This window comes from Sphingobacteriales bacterium (assembly GCA_016706405.1).
Classification (GTDB): domain Bacteria; phylum Bacteroidota; class Bacteroidia; order Chitinophagales; family UBA2359; genus BJ6.
In genome coordinates this window covers 385,317-410,272 of record JADJJT010000001.1, presented here as the reverse complement: position 1 = coordinate 410,272, position 24,956 = coordinate 385,317, and the positions used below count along the sequence as shown (strand labels likewise).

At 38.2% G+C, this 24,956-nt stretch carries 19 protein-coding genes and 2 pseudogenes; 15 read left to right on the top strand and 6 right to left on the bottom strand.

Annotated elements, in window-relative coordinates; translation table 11 throughout:
- Window positions 1–201 precede the first annotated feature (201 nt).
- Window positions 202–927: a thioredoxin fold domain-containing protein gene (locus IPI59_01730; GenBank protein ID MBK7526289.1), complete on the top strand. Its 726-nt coding sequence runs from the start codon at window positions 202–204 to the stop codon at window positions 925–927.
- Here the strand turns inward: IPI59_01730 and IPI59_01725 are convergent.
- Window positions 825–1,589: pseudogene (locus IPI59_01725) on the bottom strand (IS5 family transposase). The gene IPI59_01730 and the pseudogene IPI59_01725 sit on opposite strands and share 103 nt — an antisense overlap.
- A gap of 195 nt (window positions 1,590–1,784) precedes the next feature.
- Here IPI59_01725 and IPI59_01720 point away from each other — a divergent pair.
- The 9 genes and pseudogenes from IPI59_01720 to IPI59_01680 all read left to right on the top strand — a co-directional run bounded on the left by IPI59_01720 (window position 1,785) and on the right by IPI59_01680 (window position 9,957).
- The gene (locus IPI59_01720) at window positions 1,785–2,381 is read left to right on the top strand and encodes a hypothetical protein (GenBank protein ID MBK7526288.1); all 597 of its coding nucleotides are present in this window, start codon (window positions 1,785–1,787) and stop codon (window positions 2,379–2,381) included.
- A gap of 204 nt (window positions 2,382–2,585) precedes the next feature.
- Window positions 2,586–3,221, top strand: coding sequence for an ApaLI family restriction endonuclease (locus tag IPI59_01715; GenBank protein MBK7526287.1), 636 nt, complete (start codon window positions 2,586–2,588; stop codon window positions 3,219–3,221).
- Window positions 3,211–4,440, top strand: a complete 1,230-nt coding sequence (locus IPI59_01710) for a site-specific DNA-methyltransferase (protein ID MBK7526286.1) — start codon at window positions 3,211–3,213, stop codon at window positions 4,438–4,440. Before IPI59_01715 ends, IPI59_01710 begins: the two co-directional genes overlap by 11 nt.
- 125 nt (window positions 4,441–4,565) lie before the next feature.
- On the top strand, window positions 4,566–5,246 hold the full coding sequence (locus tag IPI59_01705; protein MBK7526285.1) for an alkylmercury lyase family protein: 681 nt from the start codon (window positions 4,566–4,568) through the stop codon (window positions 5,244–5,246).
- A gap of 377 nt (window positions 5,247–5,623) precedes the next feature.
- Window positions 5,624–5,821 (top strand): hypothetical protein, encoded by a 198-nt coding sequence (locus IPI59_01700; protein ID MBK7526284.1) that lies wholly within the window; start codon window positions 5,624–5,626, stop codon window positions 5,819–5,821.
- Window positions 5,730–6,953, top strand: a pseudogene (locus IPI59_01695) (type I restriction-modification system subunit M). Before IPI59_01700 ends, IPI59_01695 begins: the two are co-directional and overlap by 92 nt.
- Window positions 6,954–7,061: 108 nt before the next feature.
- Complete coding sequence (locus IPI59_01690) at window positions 7,062–8,645, top strand: Na+/H+ antiporter (protein ID MBK7526283.1); 1,584 nt, start codon at window positions 7,062–7,064, stop codon at window positions 8,643–8,645.
- A gap of 153 nt (window positions 8,646–8,798) precedes the next feature.
- Window positions 8,799–9,362 (top strand): HAD-IIIA family hydrolase, encoded by a 564-nt coding sequence (locus IPI59_01685; protein ID MBK7526282.1) that lies wholly within the window; start codon window positions 8,799–8,801, stop codon window positions 9,360–9,362.
- Between the two features lie 169 nt (window positions 9,363–9,531).
- Window positions 9,532–9,957 (top strand): ATP-binding protein, encoded by a 426-nt coding sequence (locus IPI59_01680; GenBank protein ID MBK7526281.1) that lies wholly within the window; start codon window positions 9,532–9,534, stop codon window positions 9,955–9,957.
- Between the two features lie 102 nt (window positions 9,958–10,059).
- Here IPI59_01680 and IPI59_01675 read toward each other — a convergent pair whose 3' ends face one another.
- From IPI59_01675 to IPI59_01665, 3 genes are all read right to left on the bottom strand, one after another.
- Entirely contained in the window at window positions 10,060–13,164 is a 3,105-nt protein-coding gene (locus IPI59_01675; GenBank protein MBK7526280.1) for a DUF4062 domain-containing protein, read from the bottom strand.
- 35 nt (window positions 13,165–13,199) lie between these two features.
- A complete protein-coding gene (locus IPI59_01670; protein MBK7526279.1) occupies window positions 13,200–14,336 on the bottom strand; it encodes a patatin-like phospholipase family protein in 1,137 nt (378 codons plus the stop codon).
- A gap of 346 nt (window positions 14,337–14,682) precedes the next feature.
- Window positions 14,683–15,345: a hypothetical protein gene (locus tag IPI59_01665; protein MBK7526278.1), complete on the bottom strand. Its 663-nt coding sequence runs from the start codon at window positions 15,343–15,345 to the stop codon at window positions 14,683–14,685.
- Between the two features lie 372 nt (window positions 15,346–15,717).
- Here IPI59_01665 and IPI59_01660 point away from each other — a divergent pair, with 372 nt between their 5' ends.
- The 3 genes from IPI59_01660 to IPI59_01650 all read left to right on the top strand — a co-directional run bounded on the left by IPI59_01660 (window position 15,718) and on the right by IPI59_01650 (window position 19,178).
- Window positions 15,718–16,584 carry a hypothetical protein gene (locus IPI59_01660; GenBank protein MBK7526277.1) on the top strand — a complete coding sequence of 289 codons (867 nt, stop codon included), beginning with the start codon at window positions 15,718–15,720 and terminating at the stop codon, window positions 16,582–16,584.
- Window positions 16,585–16,811: 227 nt separating this feature from the next.
- Window positions 16,812–18,488: a tetratricopeptide repeat protein gene (locus IPI59_01655; GenBank protein MBK7526276.1), complete on the top strand. Its 1,677-nt coding sequence runs from the start codon at window positions 16,812–16,814 to the stop codon at window positions 18,486–18,488.
- 12 nt (window positions 18,489–18,500) lie between these two features.
- Window positions 18,501–19,178, top strand: a complete 678-nt coding sequence (locus IPI59_01650) for a response regulator transcription factor (protein ID MBK7526275.1) — start codon at window positions 18,501–18,503, stop codon at window positions 19,176–19,178.
- 43 nt (window positions 19,179–19,221) lie between these two features.
- On the opposite strand, the gene IPI59_01645 is transcribed toward IPI59_01650, so the two are convergent.
- Complete coding sequence (locus tag IPI59_01645) at window positions 19,222–19,689, bottom strand: hypothetical protein (protein ID MBK7526274.1); 468 nt, start codon at window positions 19,687–19,689, stop codon at window positions 19,222–19,224.
- 49 nt (window positions 19,690–19,738) lie between these two features.
- On the bottom strand, window positions 19,739–20,506 hold the full coding sequence (locus IPI59_01640; GenBank protein ID MBK7526273.1) for an IS5 family transposase: 768 nt from the start codon (window positions 20,504–20,506) through the stop codon (window positions 19,739–19,741).
- Between the two features lie 611 nt (window positions 20,507–21,117).
- Here IPI59_01640 and IPI59_01635 point away from each other — a divergent pair.
- Both IPI59_01635 and IPI59_01630 read left to right on the top strand, forming a co-directional pair.
- Window positions 21,118–23,010 (top strand): AAA family ATPase, encoded by a 1,893-nt coding sequence (locus tag IPI59_01635; GenBank protein ID MBK7526272.1) that lies wholly within the window; start codon window positions 21,118–21,120, stop codon window positions 23,008–23,010.
- On the top strand, window positions 22,998–24,872 hold the full coding sequence (locus tag IPI59_01630) for a hypothetical protein (GenBank protein ID MBK7526271.1): 1,875 nt from the start codon (window positions 22,998–23,000) through the stop codon (window positions 24,870–24,872). Before IPI59_01635 ends, IPI59_01630 begins: the two co-directional genes overlap by 13 nt.
- The last annotated feature ends 84 nt before the right edge of the window (window positions 24,873–24,956 follow it).

The window sequence follows — 24,956 nt, the reverse complement described above, 5'->3', positions numbered from 1 at the left end:
AGTTGGATATATAGGAATTAAGATTTAGTTTTGCGTTAGTTTAATTAATCCGGATATATATCAATAGGGTTAAATCAAAGCGCGCGCCTGCAAAAAATTGCAAATTATTGTTTTGGTTCGTTCAAAACCATCCGGATATTGCTGAAATAAACACAAAGTTGCGTTTATACAACCGATGTAGGGCATTTTAAAAAGACGACAATGAAACCTGTTTTAACAATACTGATGTTCTTTGTTTGGAGTTATACTACTTTAGCATCCGACACGACAATCGTTTTCCGACAAGTTGACTATTCCGACTTATTTGAACTAGCAAAAAAAGAGAATAAAGGCGTTATGCTTTATTTTCACTTTGACGGTTGTGGAGCCTGTGTGACAATGGAAAAGACGGCTTTCAAAGACAAAAATGTGTTTGATTATTGCAACTCAAACTTTATCAATTTTGAAATCAACACCCGAAAAGGGAAAGGGATTGAGGTTAACAAATTATACAACGTCCAACTACATCCTACTTTCTTATTCTTTGACAATAAAGGAAATGAATTACACAAAATGGTAGGCGTGTTTAGTCCAGAAGAATTCTATCGACAAGCCTATAACGCTTTACTTTCTAATAAGAATTTGACAAACTACAAAAGATTATACAATATAGGAAATAGGCAACCTGACTTTTTGTTTGATTATGTTTATATGTTACGTAACGCAAACGAATTAGACTCAACTGTTGTTAATCAATACTTAGATGTAACAAATGACAACGAATATAAACTTGAAAAGAATATCAAATTAATTTATGAATTCAGTATTCAGAGCCTGTCTAAATTTTATTTTCTAATTCTATTAAGCATCAATTTTATCATGGCAAGTTGGATCATTGTCTGGCTCGTTTCGGTTTGGAACTCAAAGTCTTTACTCAATCTTCGATAGCTTTCGAGCCATGCAAAAGTTCTTTCAACAATCCATCTTTTGGCAATACTTCGAATTTCGAGGCTGTATTCGATCTACTTACAACCTCAACCACCCACCCAAACGTTTTGCGGGTATTTTCAATTAACTCGCCTCTATACCCGCCATCAGCTACTATCTTTACCAATCTGCAAAACCTGCCTCTGAGGTCAGCTATAACCATTGGGGCTGATTTACTGTCATGCTCATTTGCCGCATGAACCACAACCGCTAAAAGTAGTCCCATTGTATCTACAATAATATGCCGCTTTCTGCCTTTAACTTTTTTACCCCGTCAATCCCTCTGCACAAGCCTCCGACGCTTGTTGTCTTTACGCTCTGGCTATCAATTATACCAACACTTGGCGATGAAGCCCTGCCTGCTTGCTTTCGAGTCTTATCCCTGAGTATTTCATGGATGAGTTCTATCGTCCCATCCTTCTTCCACTTGGTAAAATAGTAGTAAACAAGCTTCCATGACGGAAAATGGAACGGCAGCATGCGCCATTGACAGCCAGTTTAAGCAAATAGAACAGCGCATTAAAAATTTCTCTTAAACTGTGTTTTCGTTTCCGTTTGTCGTCTAAAATGCCTAATATTGCACTCCATTGACTATCGGTGAGACTGCTTGGGTAGGTTTTCATTTTACTTTATGTGTTTGATTTTCATAAAGCTATGAATTATTATTTAAACGTCAAACTGATAGTCTTTTATTCACATCTCTTTTAATAACTTTTTTCCTATCAATTTTTAGGACTGGCATGCCAATTTTTAATTTTTAGACAGTCTCTCACAATTTCAAAATATTCCTACCGTATAACAATCCGAGATTTAATTTCTTGGTAAACAACAAAGAACTGTTTTACGAATATCTTGACAGCAATCAAGTTAAAACGAGAATTGTATGGATACTAAACAATGCAATTTATAAGGCCATTGAAGAGAAAGATGAAGAAACATTTAAACAAGCACTTAAAGCTTTAAAGGAGTATGACAATGGCGAGCAATATCTTTTTAAAGAAATGGACGGACGAATTACGGGAATGATAACAAGTAAAAATCTTGTTCTTTCTTCGATGCTTCATTACTATGAAAAGATTGGTGACAAATCCAATTATTTTAAAACATTAGAAATATATATTTCAAAGATATGGGATGATCCGGATGAACTAAATAATTTTGCGTGGGGTGTTTATGAACAGCCTCAGCACAATGATAATGAAAGAATTAGAACTGCAATAAAATGTTCGATCCGTTCAATAGAACTTGATAACAACTTTGCAAACAACGACACCTATGCTTGGCTTTTATACAAGTCAGGAGAAAAGAAAAAAGCAATTAAACAAGCTAAAAAGACAATTGACATAGCAAAGAAAAACAACCAAGACTACAGTGAAACTCAAAAATTGATTGACATAATTGCAAGTAAAAGATGACAAGAAAAACGCCCTATAACAGCACCTACCCAAAAGTGGCGGTTCAGTTGTTAAATCTAGCTTTGCGCTTCTATCAAAGTTTTTGCTTGGTTGACAGTTTTATGCTCCGAAATCGCCACCTTCGGGTAGCTGCAAACCGTTGTAGGGGCGACCGACAACCGAATGAAATTTTGTATCTTGCAACAGAAAAATGACAAAAAATAAATGGACGAATTAATACAGAAACTAAAATACCTTGCCGACACTTATTCCGCTAATTTGAATAGCCAAATAGAGCAGAGAAAAGAAGAAATGAAGGCTGACGATACTTCTCATTACCTCATTTATAGAGTTTTGGGTATTGCAACAAAAGAAGGACAGTTAATAGATGAGTATCAAAATGTTGGACGATTCCTATATAAGTATGCGGGTTCATTTCTTGAAGAAGCTGCAACTCTTTGTTTAAAATATAAATTTCCTGATGGTGAAAAGACCAAAGTAGTTAATACAATTGGACAGAAACCAAAAACTTTTGAGATTGATTTCCTAAATGAAAATGATGCCATTGAAGTAAAATGGCGTGATGCAACGACAGATGGAGACCATATTACCAAAGAGCACACAAGGGTTCAAGTAATAAAAGCTCACGGTCACAAACCAATACGAATAATGTTCTACTATCCACAAAGAGAACAAGCCATTAGAATTCAACAAACTTTGAAAACACTTTATGCCGGTGTGGAAGGAGAATATTATGGTGGAGATGAAGCTTGGGAATACTTAAAGGCTTATTCAGGAGTTGACCTAAAAGCTATTTTGACACAGATTGCTAACGAAAGGACACCCGAAAATGGAAACTAATAAAATCTACCACGGAAATTGTGTTGAAAAACTCAAAGAAATTGAAGCCAACAAAGTTGACTTGATTTACTTTGACCCACCTTTTACCCAACGTAAACACAGTCTTACGAATAAAGACAATTCTAAAACGTATGAATTTGACGATAAATACAATTCAATTGAAGAGTATTTAGAACTGGTTGAAGATGTCTTGAAACAATCAAAAAGGGTTTTAAAGAACACAGGAAGTGTATTTCTTCATTGCGACAAAACGGCATCACACAATATTAGAGTTGTAATGGACAAGATTTTTGGACGTGAAAATTTCCAAAGTGAAATTATTTGGTCATACAAAAGATGGTCTAATGCCAAAAAAGGACTGTTAAATGCACATCAAGTAATTTTCTTTTATTCTAAATCGCAAGATTTTAAATTCAATACTCTTTATACAGATTATTCAGTAACAACAAATCTTGACCAAATTTTACAAGACAGAGCGCGTGATGAAAACGGGAAATCTGTGTATAAAAAAGATGAAAACGGAAATGTGATTTTAGGTAAAGAGAAAAAAGGTGTGCCTCTTTCTGACGTTTGGGAAATCCCATACTTAAATCCAAAAGCAAAGGAAAGAATAGGTTACCCAACCCAAAAACCAGTTTTATTACTTAATCAAATATTAAACATTGTTACAGACGAAGGCGACTTGGTTGTTGACCCATTTTGTGGAAGCGGAACAACTTGTGTTTCTGCAAAATCTTTAAATAGACAATTTATCGGAATTGACATTTCAAAAGACGCTGTTGAACTTGCAAATTCAAGATTAGAAGAAATGGTAATTTCTGAATCCAATCTTTTAAACAAGGGAACAAACGAATATCAAGAGAAAACCGAAAAAGAATTAGCCATTTTAAAAAACATAAATGCTTTTCCTGTTCAAAGAAATAGCGGAATTGACGGATTTTTAAAAGACCATTTTGAAGGTATGCCAGTTCCGGTAAAAATTCAAGGAGAATATGAAACAATAGAAGACGCAATTGAGAAACTAGAAAAGGCTTCTTATGATAAAGACTATAAAAAGAAAATCTTAATCCAAACAAGAGAAACAGGAATAAGCCGACTTTTTGGTTTTGAATCGGACGTAACAATAATGAAATCACTTGAATTGCAGACGAAAGACCTGCTGAAAAAGAACAACGAAGGCATAACAGCGAGTTTGCAAAAAAGCGGGTTCAATGGTTAATTGAACATTCTACCTCGCATCAACTTTTGTGGTATATTGACAGTTTTGTACTCCGAAATCCGCTTCTTCGCACATCCGTCGCCACGTCAGCGGCAAGTTTAAACCACACTAAATTCAAAAAAATTATGGTAACAAATTCAAACCTTCATTATTCTATAATCAAACACATAATTGACAAAGGATTTGCGCCAAGTGCAGACGACCTTGCAATAATCTTGGACCAAGACAAACAATATGTAATTCAAGGCTTGTATGATTTGCAAGAATATCACGGAGTAGTTTTGCATCCTAACGAACCAAAAGTTTGGGTAATACATCCATTTTCGTTAGCACCGACAAACTTTTATGTCAAAACTAACAAAGGAGAATGGTGGGGAAATTGTGCTTGGTGTTCTTTAGGTGTGGCAGCATTGCTTAATGACAATGTAAAAATCACGACAACAATTGGAGCAGAAACAAAACAAGTTGAAATCAACATCATTGACGGAGAAATACAAGAAAAGAATTACTTCATACATTTTCCAATCCCAATGACCAATGCTTGGGACAATGTAATTTACACGTGTAGCAATATGTTGGTTTTTGAAAACCATCAACAAGTTGACACTTGGACAAAGAAACATAATATACCAAAAGGAGACATTCAGCCAATTGAAAAGATTTGGAACTTTTCTAAAAAATGGTACGGAAATCATCTAAACCCAGAATGGACAAAGTGGACAATAGACGATGCGAAAAAAATATTTGCTGAATACGAACTTAATGACAAAATATGGAAATTGGGAGCATCCAAAGACAGGTTTTAAAATGACCAATAAAACCTACCGCTAACAAGCAGTTTGCCAAAATGGCGGCAGAATTGCTTCTATTCAACTTTTGTAATAAAAAACCCCACTTCGCCAATACCCAAACCGCCAACGGTCATTGTAAACCGACAGTGCAACCATTAAACAAACGAAAAATGACCTGAAAGCCAACCACGCATTTAGCACATTTGGTTTTGCCCAACACACAAAACAACCCTTCGCAAACCAAAAAAAGCCATTTTTTGCCTCCGCACAGACCATCAATAAATCAAACAGTTTTTATATTGAAAAACAAGATAGTCGAAAAATTAAATCTATCTTAGCGGGCTGATTTCAAACAGGCTTGGCTAACCGAAAAACTAGACAAAAGTTACAACATGGCCAACGACTATGTGCAAAATAGACAGCAGCCAAGACTTGAATTGCTTTTTGAAATTGCAAAAATATTAGGAGTTAATCCACAAGAATTATTAAAAATAAAAAATGACAAGCATAGCACAAAGACAAGAACTACAAAACAAAATATGGAAAATAGCCAACGATGTGCGTGGCTCGGTGGACGGTTGGGACTTTAAACAGTTTGTGCTGGGAACATTGTTCTATCGCTTCATTAGCGAAAACTTTACCAACTACATTGAAGGGGGTGATGATAGCATTGACTATGCAACCTTACCAGATAATGTCATCACTCCCGAAATTAAAGACGATGCCATCAAAAGCAAAGGTTATTTCATCTATCCTTCGCAACTGTTTGTAAACATTGCCAAAACGGCCAATACCAATAAAAATCTCAACACCGATTTAAAAGCCATTTTTGATGCCATTGAAAGCTCGGCAAATGGTTATCCATCCGAACAAGACATAAAAGGTTTGTTTGCCGATTTTGACACCACCAGTACCCGATTGGGCAATACCGTTGAAAATAAAAACAGCCGCTTGGCTGCCGTACTCAAAGGCGTAGAAGAACTGAACTTCGGCAATTTTGAAGACAATCAAATTGACCTGTTTGGCGATGCTTATGAATTTCTGATTTCCAACTACGCAGCCAATGCCGGAAAAAGCGGCGGCGAGTTTTTTACACCACAAACGGTTTCCAAACTCATTGCTCAATTGGCAATGCACAAGCAAACCGCTGTCAACAAAATTTACGACCCCGCTTGTGGTTCGGGCTCTTTGCTCTTGCAAGCCAAAAAAAATTTCGACAACCATAATATTGAAGAAGGTTTTTATGGGCAGGAGGTAAACCACACTACCTACAACCTTGCCCGTATGAATATGTTTTTGCACAATATCAATTACGATAAATTCCATATTGTGCTGGGCAACACTTTATTGCAACCGGGTTTGGGCGATGAAAAACCTTTCGATGCCATTGTTTCCAATCCACCGTATTCTATCAATTGGATAGGTAGCGACGACCCAACTTTGATTAACGACGACCGTTTTGCCCCTGCCGGAGTACTCGCTCCTAAATCAAAAGCCGATTTTGCCTTTGTACTCCATGCCTTGAGCTATCTTTCCGGAAAAGGAAGAGCCGCCATCGTGTGTTTCCCCGGAATTTTTTACCGTGGCGGTGCCGAACAAAAAATCAGGCAATATTTGGTGGACAACAACTTTGTAGAAACGGTAATTTCGCTTGCACCTAATTTATTTTATTGCACTTCTATAGCTGTAAACATCTTGGTGCTCTGTAAACACAAATCCAATAACAATGGTGTTAAACCCATTTTAAAATTATAAACTGTATATTACAAGAAGCTTAAAAGCTTTATTAAAACAAAATTTAAAACAACAATTCAATTTTAAACGCTCAGCATGGTTGACAAATTTTTACTATTTCTATTCTTGCTGCTAATCATTATTGGCATCATCATGGTGGCCAAAAAAATAAAAGTCGCCTATCCGGTATTATTGGTAATAACAGGCTTACTCATCAGTTTTATTCCGGGCTTACCTGAAATAGAATTAAAACCCGAAATTGTTTTCCTTCTTTTCCTTCCGCCTATATTATACGAAGCAGCCTGGGCCTGCTCGTTCAGAGAGTTGTTTAAATGGCGTCGAATCATTCTCAGCTTTGCTTTTATAGTAGTTTTTATAACCGCTATTAGTGTGGCTTTTACGGCTTATTGGTTTATTCCGGGGTTTACTTTGGCCTTGGGTTTTTTATTGGGCGGTATTGTATCTCCGCCCGATGCAGTAAGTGTTAATGCTATAACAAAGTTTGTAAAAGTTCCCAAACGGTTTTCTACCATTTTAGAAGGTGAAAGCTTGCTGAATGATGCAACTTCGCTTATCATTATGCAGTTTGCAATTATAGCCGTTACTACCGGAAATTTTGATGCCCCCCAAGCTTTGCTTAAGTTTTTATGGATGGTTATAGGTGGCGTAGGGTGCGGCGTTTTATTAGGTTACGTGTTTACCAAACTGCACAAAATATTGCCAACAGATGCCAATATGGATGTAATTATAACCTTTATTACACCCTATTTAATGTATATTTTAGCAGAAGAAGTACATGGCTCTGGTGTTTTATCAGTCGTTGCCGGTGGTTTGTTCGTATCTCAAAAAAGATATGAATTTTTAGACTCAACATCAAGAGTTAGAGGCGTTAATGTTTGGCAGAGTTTTATTTTTCTTCTTAACGGTATTGTGTTTATTCTTATTGGACTTGACCTCCCGCAAATTGCCGGTGGATTAGGCGATACTAAACTATCAACAGCCATTGGTTATGGACTATTAGTAACCATTGTGGTGATGTTGATCCGCATCATCAGTTCATTTGGTGCAGTAGGCACTACCCTAATTCTGCGGAATTTTATAAAAGTTGCCGACCCCAATAATCCCGGCACCAAAGGCCCTTTAGTCATTGGCTGGGCAGGAATGCGAGGCGTTGTTTCGCTTGCTGCAGCTTTGTCAATTCCACTTTATTTAGACAATGGCGCAATGTTTCCGCAAAGAAATTTAATTCTGTTCATCACCTTCATTGTAATTCTTTTAACGCTCACCATTCAAGGATTAACGCTTCCGTTTTTTATTAAAAAAGCTAAATTAAAAGAATTAGATTACCCTGAGCCAGAGCATAAAGTCGCTGTAGCTTTAGATAAAGAATTATTTAAAATATCATTGACTTATCTCCATGAAACCTTCTCTAAAGACGATCAAAAAGGTAAAAGATTTCATGCTATTGTTACCACTTTGAAAGAGCAATTATACGAAGAAGATGAAATTAAGTTAGATGCGTCAAGCGGAAAAATATACTGCAAACTCATAGACTTGCAAAGAAATCATCTCATTCAAATAAACAAGACGCAACCAACAATTGATGAAGAAATCATTCATAAAAAGATGTTGGTTTTAGACTATCAGGAAGAAAGAATGAAGTTGAGGCTTGACCTATAAAACAGTAATACATTTTATTTCCGGATAAGGCCAAATTTAGACTGTCATTTTGACCTTTTCCGGAGGAAGAAAACTACCGCCACTGTTTAATTACATAAAAATAGGTAGTACATTTGTGCTGCTAAAATTGGGCTGCTTGTATTCAAACAAATAATAAACTCAAACCAAAATAAACACCTCCACAAAAACAACAAAACCATGTTACCCAAACTAATAGCTACCGATGTTGACGGCGTGCTAACCAATGGCGGCATGTACTACGATGAGCATTTTAACGAACTTAAAAAATTTAATGTTTCAGATGGGGTGGGCGTAATTTTTTGTAAATTATTGCAAATACCCGTTGCCATTTTTACCGGAGAAAACACCCCAATTGTAAGCCGCCGGGCTAAAAAATTAGGTATCGAGCATGTATTTTTAGGTTGTAAAAATAAAGTACAAAACCTAAGCCAACTGTGCCAGCAATTAGGTATTGACCCACAGCAGGTAGCCTATATTGGCGACGATATTAACGATATACAAATGCTAAAAACCGTTGGCTTCTCGGCCTGCCCAGCCAACGCGCCCTTGTATGTGCGCAAGTACGCGCATATAACCCTATCAAAAAAAGGTGGGCAAGGCGTTTTCCGCGAATTTGTTGAGTATATTTTGCAGCGCGAAAACCTGTTAAATCATTGTATCGAACTGTTTTTAACACAAGAGGCAAACAAAAGCTAACAATATTGGAAATAAGCGCTCTATGTATTTAATAAAAATAAATGTATAATAATTGGCTATGGTTTGTACAAAAAACTTGCAATAGGGTGCGGTTTACTGTACATTTGTAATTCCTTTGTTGTAAAGGCAAAAAATATTTGGTTTTTACCGCTAACTTTAAAAGCACGCTATGGTTATAGAAAGTTACACTATTCCTTGTAGCTGCGAAAACTTGTCGAAAATACGGCATTTTATGGAGGCTAAGCTACAAGCCCTGCCCCTTTCAGACACCGATAAATTTAAAATTATTTTAGCCGTTGACGAAGCCTGCGCCAATGCCATTATTCACGGCAACAAGTGTAACGCTCACCATATTTTGCAAGTAAGATTTGCCGCCTTTGCCAATTATATACAAGTTGATATTTGCGACACCGGCAAAATAGCCCCTAAAAACCAAACCCCACCTACCGAGCCCAATATTACCGATTTTACCGAAAAACGCCAGCGCGGTGGCTTAGGGCTTAGCCTTATACACCACATTATGGATAAGGTAACCTATTACCCCAAAGGCAAACAAACCGTATGCACCTTGGTAAAAAACCTGCCCGCTGCTTAAATTTACACTTTCCGGAAAACGTTTTATGGGGGTAATAAATACTGGTTGAAATTTCCCTAATCCGGAAATAAACTATTTGCATCCAAGCTAAATAAATGCCAATTATAGTGGTGTTATTATTTTTGTTGTTAGTTCTGTAATTCTTTGTTTTTGTTCTATCCGGAGGTTTTCTTCACCTATTTCGAGCAGTTGGTTTAAGGCGGCAAGACGGTGTTTTTCGGCTTCATCCGGAAGGTTAAACAACAAGTTTGCCCTCCAATACAAATATTCAACATCGGCAGCAAAATCCGGACGTTTTATTTCGTTTGCATATCTTACTGCCTCGGATAGGTTTTGGTCAATTTTTTCAATTAATACCATGTTTGCCTCCCTGTCGGCTTCTATCATACCTAACATAAAGGACGATTGCTGAATTAACATAATAATAATATGTTCTTTCATTTGTAATGCCTTTAATATTTTAATGCTTTCGTTGTGGCATTCGATAGCTTTTTCAGTTTGGCCTATTTCATAATATATAGAGGCTAAATTGCCCTTACAAAGTGCTACTACATGAGGCGCGCCAAGCTCTTGGGCAATAATTATTACTTGCTCGTTGCTTGTAATTGCGGCCTGTTGAAGCCCTTTTTCAGATTGAATTGTGGCAATATTTGCGAGTGCTTCGGCTAAACTGCGCTTATCGCCTACTCTTTGGGCATAAGCTAAATTTTGTTGGTAACAATCTAATGCTTCTGTGTGTCGTTTTGAACGATAATGAACAAAGCCAATATTTTTACGACACATCTCTATGTCTTTTTCATTCTTGGTCTGCTTGGCAAGGTCAAAGGCTGTAGAAAATGCAGTCATTGCCGCTGTTAAATGGTTTTTATTTAGGGCAATATCACCAGCACGAGTGTAGGCGTTTAATAACAAATTCAAGTCGGGTTCTTCAGTCAGCAAATCAAAAGCCATATTGGTGTTTTTTTCTGCTTCCTCTATTTCTGAGATAGCAATTAAAACGCTGGCATATTTGATATAGAGCGCAATCAGTTTTTTTGGTTGATTTGTTTGTTGATAATAAGAGCAAAGTATTTCAATTATAGGTATTGATTTGTAATCTAAACTACGAGTTAATAGCGTTTCGAGAAATAGGAGAAGTACGTCTGCAAGTGCTGGTTGTAGCAATAGTATTTCAAGGCTTTTTGCCCTGCCGTCTTTATCTTGGCCAGTAATATCAACGCCTTCTGCCTTAAAGCTTTTTGCATAATGGTCGAAATATTTAAAGTTATTTTGCTCTAAATGACTCCAAAGCCGCATAAAATCATAATCACTTTGAATGCACAATATTTCCATAATCCGGAGGTTACCTAAAAACTGCGCCAAACGCTCATACTCGTGCAGTTCAAGCAATAACCAACCAGTTTCGCTTAAAATGCGCAAATCTAAAGAAGTGCTTTCAGTTGGGATAACTGTGTTTATACGGTTAGCTAATATATTGTGGAGTTTTTGTTCAAAAAATTGTAAAAGGTTTCGGGTTGCCATTGTAACGGCAGCCTGTTCGGCGAGGTAGCGTTTATGCACTGCGTTTCGGAGGTAGTCATGAAAAAAAGAAAACATGCCATTTTTGCGGTGAAGATGGTAGTCGAAAGCAGAAATAATGCCCGAAAGCCGTATCCGGGAAATTTGACACACCTCAGACAGTTCCTCTTCATTTAAACCGTAGCGAGATACCCACAAATTTGTCATTACTTTTTTGATGGCACTTGCGTTAAACGAATTTTCTAAGCGGTGCAAAACATCTTGAAACAAATCGTCTATACTGTTGTTGCTTAAAAGTTTTTGAATTATTTCGGTAAGGTTTTCGTGTTGCCCATGCAGGCGTAACTCTTCTAAAAGAACACATAAAAAAAGCGGACTGGCGGTTTTTTCGTTGGCAGCAATTTCTTTTATCAGTTCGGGGCTTAATGATTTTCTGTATTCCGAGAGGTAGCGAACTGTTAGTGCCTCGCGCTCGCGTTCTGAAAGCGGTTGTACGGCAAGTGGCACCCAGCCTTGCTTGTTGAGCTGTTCTATGGTAGCCGTATTGGTAGTTGAAAGCAGTATTTTTATGTTATTGGGAATTAATTGGGGCAGCCAACCAAGCTGTTGGGCATGTTCAGACAACTGGTCAATACCATCTAAGACCCATAATGTTGGTTTGTTTTTTAAATAGCCAAGCCATTGTGCCACACTTCTTTCTAATTCGCCCGGATTTTTTGGGATTTCGGTTTCAATTTGGGTATATTGTTTTATTTCAGAAAGTAAATGGGTGATGGCTTCGTATTGACTTTCGGTATTTGCACCAATTCCTACATAATGTTCTACTATTAAAACATCCGGATTGCGGCGGCGAAACTGGTCTGTCCAAAAAGCCAATAAGGCCGATTTTCCGGTGCCCGATACAGCATGAACTACCATGTTTTGAGAATATGCAGTTTTGTTTAGTTCAAGCGGTAAATTAACGGGCTTAGCCCACTCGTTAAGTGCTTTTATATATTGCATATTAGGAATATACGAGCGGCGTCTGCTTTCGGCAAAAGCGCGGTGGTACGACCTTATGCGGTCGAGGTCGGTTTCTTGCTGTGCATCCGGAAAATCGCGTGCAATCAGGGCTAAAAATTCGTCGTAAACCATTTTGCCAAACTCTTCGGCATCGGCAAATTCTTTAACGGGTATTTGTTTTTGCAAAATTGCGTTGCGCAGGTCGTTAATTCGGGGGGTATCTTCGTTTGTTTCGGTTGTTTTTTTAAAATAAAACAAAGGATTGGGGCGCAGAGCTTCGGTTCTGGGGTATTTTGCCTGGTCGTCGAGGCCGCCGTAGCGAAACTCCATTTCGGTAATAGACATTTCGTCGAAAATGGCATCTTCTATCCATGGGTAGTCGGCTAAGAGGTGGGCGTCTTTGCTTATTTCTACATAGTCGGGTATATAGCCGTAGCGCCCGCCCAAAAAGCCAATAAAATAGGGGCGGCAACGGTCTATTTCTTCCATACAGGTACGCACAATTTTGCCCAAAATGGCTTCTTCGTCTGTAATTCCCCAGCGCAAATCTACTTCGGTTACGGTGATGCCCTTAGCGCGGCAAATGGCTTTAATTTCCGGAAATATTTTTTTCATCAAAACTTCGCGCTCGTTTTTCAAATCGCGGAAAGTAGAGGATAAAAATACTCTTACATCTGTTTTTGACATGGTAAAAAGGTAGCAAATTTGTTTGTAAACTGCAATTAATAAATATCGAAATGGGGAGGAAAATGTTCGGGTAAAACGGTTTTGTCTGCCACAATTTCGCCTATTTTGGCAAGTTCTGAGGTGCTTGCTATATTGTCTATTTTTCTGAAATTATAAATTTCGTTTGCCGGATAGTTTAAGCCAAAACTTTCGAGGGCATCTTTTTCTAATTTTACGTTGTACCTAAGGTAATGAAGGGCGGGATTGGGTGTTAGCAAATCGTTGTCGAGGTAGCCCATTTCGCCGTCTATTTCGAGTGGGGTGGGCGAGTTAGAAATGTATTGCAGTATCGTTTGGTTGAGTTTGTTGGCATCGTTTAAAAAAATGGCTGGCAGGTCTTTAAAAATTCCCAAAACCTTTCGGTTATAGGCTTTTTTAATATTTCGTTTAGTAGAAAACATGCCTGTTCCGACTGAAACGAGCAGCAAATTGTCGTCGCCGGTTTGCCATTGAAACGGAAAACCTTTAAGGGTGGCAATTAAAAAAAGCAAAAAAGCGGGGTTGTTAAACATGCTCATTCCGCCATCTATAAAAACGGCTGGTTCGTTGTTGCCCACCTGCATCATTTCGGGGCGAAAAAAGCCCGGCGCAGCAGTGCTTGCCCTAACTACCTGCCAAAGGGGAATATCTTTGTTTAGGGGGTAAAATTTTCCGTTGGGGTGGTTTATTATGGGCCAGGTGCTTTGTGTGTCGGCACGTTTGGCAACAATACACAATCCGGTTTTTATTTGGGGGTCGCCAATTTTTATATCGTTAAATGCCTCTTTGAGGGTTTTTTCTAAGGGCTGGTAGTCGTATTGCTGCCCTCGCCAAATATATTTCCAGTCTTTAAGGTTGTTTACTTTTCGTTTTATGCCAAAAATATAGCTGCCAACCTCGAGGTAATATTTTTTAATTTCGGCTGCCGATAACCCAAGCGACAAGGTAGAGGCAATAATGGCGCCTGTGCTTGTGCCGCCAATAAAGTCGAAATATTCGCATAGCCGCAAATCGGGTTTGCCGTATCGCTGGCGCAGCATAAGTTCTAATTTTTCGATAAATCCTACTGCTAATGCCCCTCTTATACCGCCGCCATCAATGGTTAGTATGCGTTTGGGTCCTGGTTTTGTTAATCGTTCGAGTAAGTGGTTCATGGTTTAAGCGCTTGTTAATAGGTTGCGATTTAATTTAATTTAGTTTGTTTTTAGTTCTATTACTATTTGAATTTCAGACAACAAGCTGTAAAAAGCATCCGGAAGCAATTAAATTCCCCTCCTTCGGAGGGGCAGGGGTGGGTTAATTTTTCCGGAGTTGCGCAAATTTTCGCTCAAGGGCAGGAAGCGAAAATTTGCAAGTTTAATATATAAACTAATCTTGAAAAAGCACATATCTTCAATAATATATAGGTTTTGTTTACTGCCCTACCTTGCAAAGGTCGTAAAATTTTGACAAATTAAATTTAAGTTTTGTCTTGCAGCCAGTTAGCCCCAAAAGCGAAATTTATCTATTAGATAGTTTTATAATGGAGAATGCGGGCAGGGTAAGTACTTTGCTTTTTTTACGTGGTGTGCTAATGTGGTAAACAAATCCGGATATTTCGGGGGCAAACGGTTCATTATTTGGTATTATTTGTTTGACGGGCACATATTTTTCTATCATCATTTTAATGGTTTTTGCCGTTCCGGCTAAATAGTCGTTGTCTTCTCCGTTCCAGAAAGCCACTAATATATTTGCATTTGCAACCACATAAAACGCTGCCGAAAAATAGGCTAAATCGCGGGCTGTTATAGGTTTGCCGTTTGTATTTTGGGGTGGCAAAACCTCTTCTGCTACAAAATGGGCCTTGCAGCGGTTAAGCACTTCTAAAAAATCTGCCTTATCTTTTTCGGTATCGAAATCGTTGAGGTAATCTTCTACGGGTAAGGGCAGGGGGGCAATTACCTCCATTTTCATAGACATTGCCATTTTTGCAGCGAGGAGGTCGGCACCTGCGGCAAGCGAACTAAGTATTGTTACAGGCGCATTATTATTGGCTGCCTGCAAGTGCAAAACAAGGCGCTTAAAGGCATTTGCAAGTGCTGGTATATCGTTTTCAACTAAATCGCGATGCCCTGTTATGCCAATTACTAAGGGCGTGGGTTTGGTATTAATTGCAGGGGGCATAAAACGCAAAGGGGGGCGGGTTTGCCGGGTTGTTTAGGTTTATGTTTGGCAAAATATTATTGTACCACCAACGGCAGTTTATTTAAAACCCTTAATATTCGACAAATTTAGGAAATACGTTTTAAATGCCGGATTATTTTGCGGGAGATTAATAAAATCCGGATGAATAAGATTCTAAAATGGTCTCCTTAATTTTTTCCGGATAAAAAAAGAAAAATTCCTTTGGTTTTTACTTTCTATCCCTAAAATTGGCATTTTATCCCTAAAATTTTAGCCTTAAAAAATAGCGTGGTTTCTTTGTGCCTACAAACGCAGGAAGCCGAAAATGCTATTATAGAGTAGGCATAAAATTATATTCACTTACATAACGTAATGAAACTATCAACATTTTTTTTAATTTCGTTTATTTTTTTCGGTGCATTAACAAGCAATGCCCAAACCGTAGGAACATGGCGCATACACGAAGGGAGCGAAGGCGTTATACCTTTTAACAGTAGCTTTAATGGAAACCCTGAAGCTTACAGGTTGGCTACTATTCCTGCCTCAACTGACGCCGGTTGGAAAACAGCGCCATTAGACCAAAACGGGTATGTGTCTATGAGCAGAAGCTCTACCGTAAAATGCAAGCAGGAGGTTGATTTTACGTATTTCGAAATCAATGTTAATATTCCGGCAAATACTATGGTTACAGACTTTAAAGTATCTTACGACAATGCCGATGACGGAGCAAGGATTTATCTTTTTAATCAAAGTTTTTTAGGTGGTACTTTCGACCCAAATTCAGATTTAGTGGGCAAAGGTGCAAAGTTCTCTTCGCATAACCTTAAAGATAAAGTTGTACGTGGCGACAACCGTATTGTAGTGGTTCAATTTGATGATTGCGCTAACCAAAATAATATTTCCGGAATACGGGTAGAAGTAAACGGCAGAGAAATTGCCCCAACTGTTCCAACTGCCCCAACCCAAGGTCGCACAGGTGGCACCAATATACTTAATGTTTACGAGCATATTAACTACGGCGGAAAAGTAAAATCTTTTGGCTTAGGCGATTACGATATTACGGAGACTGAATTTAATGACCTCATCAGTTCGGTTAAAATTTTAAATGGGTATAAAGTTACACTTTTTGCCGATTGGAGGTTTACCGGAACCCCGCTTGTATTGACCGCCGACACACCCACCCTTGAGAATTTAAACTTCAATGACTTTACCTCATCAATTAGAGTAGAAAGAAAATAATAGCAGTTAATAAACATGTTACAATAAAATGTAAGGAGTAGGTTGCATTTTTTAATAGTACAACAAAAAAAACTTTCAGCGTTAAAACCTGAAAGTTTTTTTATTTTATATCCCTCAAAATGGGTTTTTATCCCTACAATTACCAGCCAATATACTTAATTTTATAATTTTGAGGCTTATTCGTTTAGTTATTTATGAGGTGTTTGTTTCTTATATCTTTGCTGGCTTTGAGCTATTTTGCAATAGCGCAGGATTTTGCTGCAGAGAAGGAAATACAGGTAATAGACAGTTTGATTCAAAGCCGTCAATTAACTACTGCCCAAAGGAAAACCGACAGTTTATACAAACAGTTAGCCCTGCAAAAAACCGGAGAGCAAAAAGCGCAATTATTAGAGCTAAAATACCGGCAAGCACTTATAATTGATAGGCAGGAGGAGTCGCCGGCAGAGTCACTTAAAATATTGATAGACATGATAGATGAAGTTGAGGCGGCGCGTTTGTATTCCCTTTCTTACCATGTTTATTTGCTGATGGCCTTATGCTACGAAAAATCTGATAATTTAGAATTGACACGCGACTATTTAAAAAAAGCTTACAAGGTATATGAAGAGCATAATTTGGAAAGTATTTACAGTACTTACTGCATCAGAATAAGCTCGTATTACCGGTTCACAAACAACCTTGATTCTATGCTGTATTATGCAAAAAAAGCAAATGTGTTTGCCCAAAAATACGGCAACGAAAAAGACTTGGCCGATTCGTACCTCTTGCTGGGGGCAGCGGCAAGCAGCGATAAGAATTATATAGAGACGTTAGGATACTATTTAAAATTATTAAATTTAGAAAAGAAAAATGGCGATACCCTCTCTATATTTGTTTATTACAACAATATTGCCCAAACCTATTTGAAAATGGGAAATACTAATAAAGCATTGCAATATAGCGACTCATCTATTGTATTTAAAACGTCGAACCTAAGCTATAATAGCAGTTTTTTTAAAATAAGATCAAAAATATATGAAGCCTTGGGCAATAAAGACTCGTCTTATTATAACTTAAAACAACATGTAGATTGTTACCAACAGTGGGCAGGGGAAAACGAGAAAGTAAAAACAAAAAAATTAGAGGAGCAGTACCAAAATGACAAAAATGAAGCAATTATTAGAAACAAAGAGCAACAGTTGATTTTTATAGGCAGTTTGCTTGCCGTAATTGCTGTGGCCTCGGTTTTAATAATCATAAAAAACAGACAAATTAACGAACAAAACAAAGTTATAAGAACACAATTGGCAGAACTTTCTAAAACATTGGAACAAAAACAAGTACTTTTATCTGAGTTTCAGCATAGGGTAAAAAATAACCTACAGCACGTCATCAGTATTCTTGAAATTCAGAAGGAATCAGCCGATTTTAACAATATAGAAGAGCTTATCCGTGGAAACCAGAACCGTATCCATTCAATGGCCTTGCTTCATAAAAAGTTGAGTGTTACAGACAATGTAAATGATGTGGATTTGAAAATATACATTTCCGAACTTGCCGAATTAGTTAAAGATTCATACGACAACATCAAAAAGAAGGTCAGTCTTCACGTAAAATGCGAGATAGAAACAATCTCTATAGAAAAAGCCTTGCCTATCGGTTTAATAATTACAGAACTTGTAAGCAATAGTATGAAATACGCCTTCGAAAAACAAAAAATCGGAATTATTAGCATTGAAATAACCAAAAACGAAACGGGAAACCAAATATATTATGCAGATAACGGAGTTGGTTTTGATTTTTATAAAGTAAATGAAAAGGGGTTGGGCTTAGAAATCATCAAAGGACTGATTGACCAATTAGGTGGAAATGTAGAAGCCAAACGCAATAACGGTTTTGAACTTACTATATGTTTTAAATAATTACAAATAAAGATGGAACAAAAAGTAATTTTATTGGTAGAAGATGACTTTCTCAATAGACGGCTTTCTAAAAAAGCATTGACAGAGAATAATTACAAGGTTTTAGAGGCAAAAAATGCCCACGAAGCTTTGGAAATCCTGAAAAAAGAAATTGTTGACCTTGCCATTCTCGACATCAACCTCGGCGAAAATGAACAAGATGGAATATCGCTTGGGCAGCATATAAGTAATAAATTGTCTGTTCCGTTTATTTATTTAACGGCCTACGACAACCCTCAAGTAAGAGGCAAAGCTGTTGCCACTACACCTTATTCTTATCTGACTAAACCGTTCAAAAACTTAGATTTGATTACTTCAGTAGAAATTGCCTTCAAACAGTCGGGCAAAAAACATATTCCAAAAATTTTAGTTAAAGACGGAGAATACAATGTAGAACTCTCCACCGATGAAATTAACTATATAGAGTCAAACGGGAATTATTTGCTGTTTTACACCGATAAAAAAATATACAAACAGCGATCTACCGTTAAGCAAGTATTAGAAGAACTATCTGACAGCAACTTTGTGCAGGTACACCGGGCGTATATAGTAAATAAAGCCAAAATAGAAAAATTCAACCAAAAAAGTTTAGTTGTTAGAAATACAGAAATATTTATTTCTAAGAATTATTTGGGATCTCTTTTGCCGTAGTTTGCCTACAAAGTATAACAAACCGGATGAAAAAATTTTTCTGTTAGTCTTTTTCCCATTTTCTTTTAGTTGAGCCATTTTGCCTTATAATCGTCCAGCCATTTGCCGTTGCCTTTTTAAACAGCCGTTTTCTCAGCTTTTTTGGGTAAAATATTTTTTTGTAAGTCTTGCTGTAACTGTAATTGGGTAAAATGTTTAACTGACCTAAAATGTCGTGCGTGGCCGCACCACAACGCATTCCAAAAAAAGCATAATCGTAAGGCGTTTGCTTTAAGTAAGCTGTTGTTAGACTGTCAAACTTTTGCCTTTGTTGTATGGTTACCGGAATATAAACAACCGCCTTTTTTACACTATCGGGGTTGCCGCCAAAAATTGCATAAAAATTGTCGGCAGCATGAACCGCATACCTGCTATGCCTATTGTTTTTTTTGGCAAACCAATGAAATTCTCCACTTGGCAAAAAGTTTACAATTTTGTTGCTGTCTCCCTCAATACCAACATGGCCACCCAAAACGCCACCAAACCATTTTTGCTCGCTATCTTTAGAGCCTGTCTAAATTTTATTTTCTAATTCTATTAAGCATCAATTTTATCATGGCAAGTTGGATCATTGTCTGGCTCGTTTCGGTTTGGAACTCAAAGTCTTTACTCAATCTTCGATAGCTTTCGAGCCATGCAAAAGTTCTTTCAACAATCCATCTTTTTGGCAATACTTCGAATTTCGAGGCTGTATTCGATCTACTTACAACCTCAACCACCCACCCAAACGTTTTGCGGGTATTTTCAATTAACTCGCCTCTATACCCGCCATCAGCTACTATCTTTACCAATCTGCAAAACCTGCCTCTGAGGTCAGCTATAACCATTGGGGCTGATTTACTGTCATGCTCATTTGCCGCATGAACCACAACCGCTAAAAGTAGTCCCATTGTATCTACAATAATATGCCGCTTTCTGCCTTTAACTTTTTTACCCCCGTCAATCCCTCTGCACAAGCCTCCGACGCTTGTTGTCTTTACGCTCTGGCTATCAATTATACCAACACTTGGCGATGAAGCCCTGCCTGCTTGCTTTCGAGTCTTATCCCTGAGTATTTCATGGATGAGTTCTATCGTCCCATCCTTCTTCCACTTGGTAAAATAGTAGTAAACAAGCTTCCATGACGGAAAATGGAACGGCAGCATGCGCCATTGACAGCCAGTTTTAAGCAAATAGAACAGCGCATTAAAAATTTCTCTTAAACTGTGTTTTCGTTTCCGTTTGTCGTCTAAAATGCCTAATATTGCACTCCATTGACTATCGGTGAGACTGCTTGGGTAGGTTTTCATTTTACTTTATGTGTTTGATTTTCATAAAGCTATGAATTATTATTTAAACGTCAAACTGATAGTCTTTTATTCACATCTCTTTTAATAACTTTTTTCCTATCAATTTTTAGGACTGGCATGCCAATTTTTAATTTTTAGACAGTCTCTAAGTCCTCTATAAATTTGTTTTACATTTTTGAAGCCTGTTTTATCTCAATGGATTCTAAGTATCAAGTGTTTAAAACTGTTACACCTTATTAATACTTAAACAAATTCTATGTACCTATGTGGTTAATTATATGGGTTAATTCTTAAACAACTTCATTGTAAAAAGGGTTGAATTTTTGTGCGTTTATACCAACTTTTTTGATTGAACCAAGTGCAGTATTGGAATTATAACCACGAACAAAGTTATAATAAGTTTTTTTAAAAATTGATATTATATTATTGATGAGACCGTTAATTTGTAATTTATTTATCCGGAGGAAGAAAGTAAGACGACGGGGGGCAGGCAGTAATCATGCGTTATTAAAGTTTTTTTAATCGCCTTTTATCCGGATATTTGGGGGCTAAACTTGAGGCATCATCTTTCAATAAACAAAACGAACAAACAAAATAATACGGCGTAAAAAATGCGTATTCTTACAATAGAAGTAGAAAACCTAAACTCGTTAAAAGGGCAGCATCGCATAGCATTAAATGCACCGCCTTTGGTTTCGGCAGGGCTATTTTTAATAACCGGCCCAACCGGGGCGGGCAAAAGCACCTTGCTTGATGCCGTTTGCTTAGCCATGTACGGGCGGGTACCGCGCTACGGAGCAGGCAAAACCCCCGAGCAAATTTTAACCCGCCATACCACCGAATGCAAGGCAGTTGTTAGCTTTGAAACTAACGGGCAGCAATACCAGTCGAAATGGATGATGCGCCGCGCCCGCCCAGGCAAAGGTAAAACCATAGGCGAACTGCAAACCCCCGAAATGGAATTGTACCAACTGCCCACCATGCAAGTACTCGAAAGCGGAGTGTCGAAAGTGCCAGGCAAAATAGCCGAACTTACCGGCCTCAACTTTGAGCAGTTTACCCGCGCCGTATTGTTGGCACAAGGCGAGTTTGCCGCATTTTTAAAAGCAAAACCCGATGAAAAAGCAGCCGTTTTAGAACAAATTACCGGAACAGCCCTTTACCGCGACATATCGAAGGCAGCCTTTGAACGCTTTAAATTAGAAAGAGAAAAAACAACACAACTGCAAAACCAAATTGGATATAAAACACCGCTAAATATCGAAGAACGAAAAGAATTAGAAACCCAACTTTCTATCGTTGAAATATTAGTAAAAGAACTACAAACACGCATAAATAAGGCCGAAGAACACATTGCCTGGTCAGAAAAATTAGCCCAGCTTGAAACCGAATTAGCCAAATTAACAGAGAACCAAACAGCTATAAATACCGCTATTGAAGACTTTGCACCCGAACAATTTAGGTTAGACCAGCACAGAAAAGCCTTAAAAATTAGACCCGAATGGTTAGCATGGAAACAGCTAAAAGAAAAAAACAACGAAGCACAGGCTAAAAATGAAATATTGGAAAAACAAACAATTCCGCAACTAAATGACGACCTAAAAACAGCCTGTACTTTCGAAAACGATGCCATAAGGCAATACAATGAAGCCAAAAAATTGTTTGACGATGCCAATCCTAAATTGCAAGAAGCCATAGCGTTGGCAGCCAAAGCCAACCTGCTGCAACAGCAAATTGACGGGCTAAAAGAAGAACAAGAAAACAATCAAAAACAAATCAACGACATAAATACAAAAAAAACTGAAACTGGGCAAGCACAAAACGAATTGACAAAAAGGCTACAAAAAGCAGATGAATATTTTGCCGAAAACATAGTTTTAAACGAACTTGCCGATGCTTTGCCACAGCTAACCACTTTGGCCAGCCATATTGAAACAGATAAAACCGCCCGCAACGAAAAAACTAATGCCCGCAACGAGGGTCAAAAATTAATTGACGAAACGCAGGCCAAGGCGCAAATATTAAATAACCAGCTAAACACCGAAATTGAACCCCCCTTAACAGCTTTACAACAAAAATTAGAAAGTTTAGAACAAGCACTACTACAACAAAACAATCATCCGGAGGCCAACAATGCCGATGATAAAACAATTTGGCAACAAACCCTTGACCGCAAAAACGGCATCGAAAGGCAAACTCACTTGGCAAATGAATGCCTGAAATTAGAAACCAACGCAAACACTATAACTAAAAACATAACGCATTATAGCCAAATTGCCTCGCAATTAGCCGAACAAATTGCCCTTGAGACAAACAGTTTAACCATTACCCAACAGCATATAAACGATTTAGAAAAACTTCAAAAAGCCGAGCTGCTAATTGCCAAATACGAGCACGACCGCCAAGTTTTAACCCCAAAAGCCCCTGCCCGCTTTGCGGCTCAACCGAACACCCATACCTGCATAATGCCAACAGTAGCCAACACCCAAAAATGCAGAACCTAACAGAAACGGAGGCCAATTTGCAACAAAAAAAACAAGCCTACCATAGTTTGCAGCAAATATTGGAAACAAAAAACAAAGAACTGCAAGAAGCCCAAACCAATATCCAAAACAACGAAAACCGGCTGCTTGAATTGAATACAGAACTGCAAACCAAAGAACAAAACTTTACCGAAACAGCACAAAAATTAAACCTGTTACACCTGCCTTTCAACAATTTAGACGGCTGGCAACAAGCCCTAACCCAAGCTACCCACGCCGAAGCAGCAGCTAATAAACAGCTTGCCGACCGCCAAAACCTTACTAAAAATATAGCAGAAGTACAACAACAATTGAACAAATTACAACAGGCAAAAAATGAGCTTGAAAAAGAATTGTCGGTAAGTAGCGAACGTCAAAACAATGCTACAAAACAGCTACAAACCTTAAATAGCGAAATAGAAAAATTGACAACATCAATTGCCCAAAAACAAAACGAGTTTGCCCAGTTAACCCAACCCTACAAATCGTATTTTCATCCGGATTTAGATGCCCAACAAGCACCTAACCAAATTATAACGGCATTACAAACTTACAACGAAAAGCATAAAAAAGCCACTGAACGAAAAGGAATATTAGAAAAAGAGCTAAACGAAATAGAAGTAAAAATGGGTAAAATTCAAACCAATATTGAAAATGAAGAAAAACAAAAAATCCGGATAGAAAACGAAATAACAAATAATACCCAAAAACATACCGCCCAACAACAGCAAATTGCCCAAATTTTAGCACCCTATCAAATCGAAAACGAGTCAACCCAAGCACCCCAAACTATTTTAACACGCTTACAAAAAAATGTACTAACCACCTCCGAACTTAAAACCCGGTTTGCACAGCATATTAAAAACCTAAAACAACAAATAGACCAAGCCAAAATCGACCTCCACAACGCAATTAATGACCTGCAAAACAAAAATGATATTGAAACCCAAGCATTTAACAATTTGCTGACACAATACAAATTGGCAGGTTTTGCCACCCTTGCCGACCTTGAAAATGCCTACATTACTGCCCCGCAACAAGCCGAGCAACTTGAAAAAACAAGTAACGAATTGCAAAATACCCAAACAAGTAACGAAGCCTTGATACAGGCAAAAAACAACCAGCTAAACCAGCACAAGGCGGCTACACCCGCCTCGCCCAACGAAACCGACTTGCTGCCCCAGCTAAACACGCAGTTTAACGAGCAACAACAAAAAATAGGCTCGGTACAACAACAGCTAACCGACGACGATACTTTGCAACACCAGCACCAACAACTATTAACACAGCTTAAAAACCAACAACACCAGCAGCAGCGCTGGGAGGCACTAAATGCCTTAATTGGTGCCGCCGACGGGCAAAAATACCAGCGCTTTGCCCAAAGTATTACCCTCGAGCATTTAATAGGTTTTGCCAATAAACACTTAACCAAACTTAATGCCCGCTACCAACTGCGCAAAGCCACCGAAAGCAAAGACACCGACCTTGACCTTGAAATGATTGATACCTGGCAGGCAAATACCGCCCGGCCTGTGCGCAGCCTCTCGGGGGGCGAAACCTTTTTAGTAAGTTTAGCCCTTGCCTTAGGGCTTAGCGACCTGGCTACCGGCACCCGCCAAAGCCGTATGCGCATAGAAACCTTGTTTATTGACGAAGGCTTTGGCACCCTCGACCAAAATACCCTCGAAACAGCCCTTAATGCCCTCGAAAACCTACAGGCAGACGGCAAAACCATTGGCATTATATCGCACGTTGAACTATTGAAAGAGCGGCTGCCAGTACAAACACTGCTTGAAAGGGTAGGGAATGGATACAGCCAAATAAAAATAATTCCGGATGCTTAGGACTATGCCAAAACCTGAACACCTAAAGACCGCTTGCATCAACCAATTAACTTAACTACAATTTCAAAAAAATCCGGATGGAAG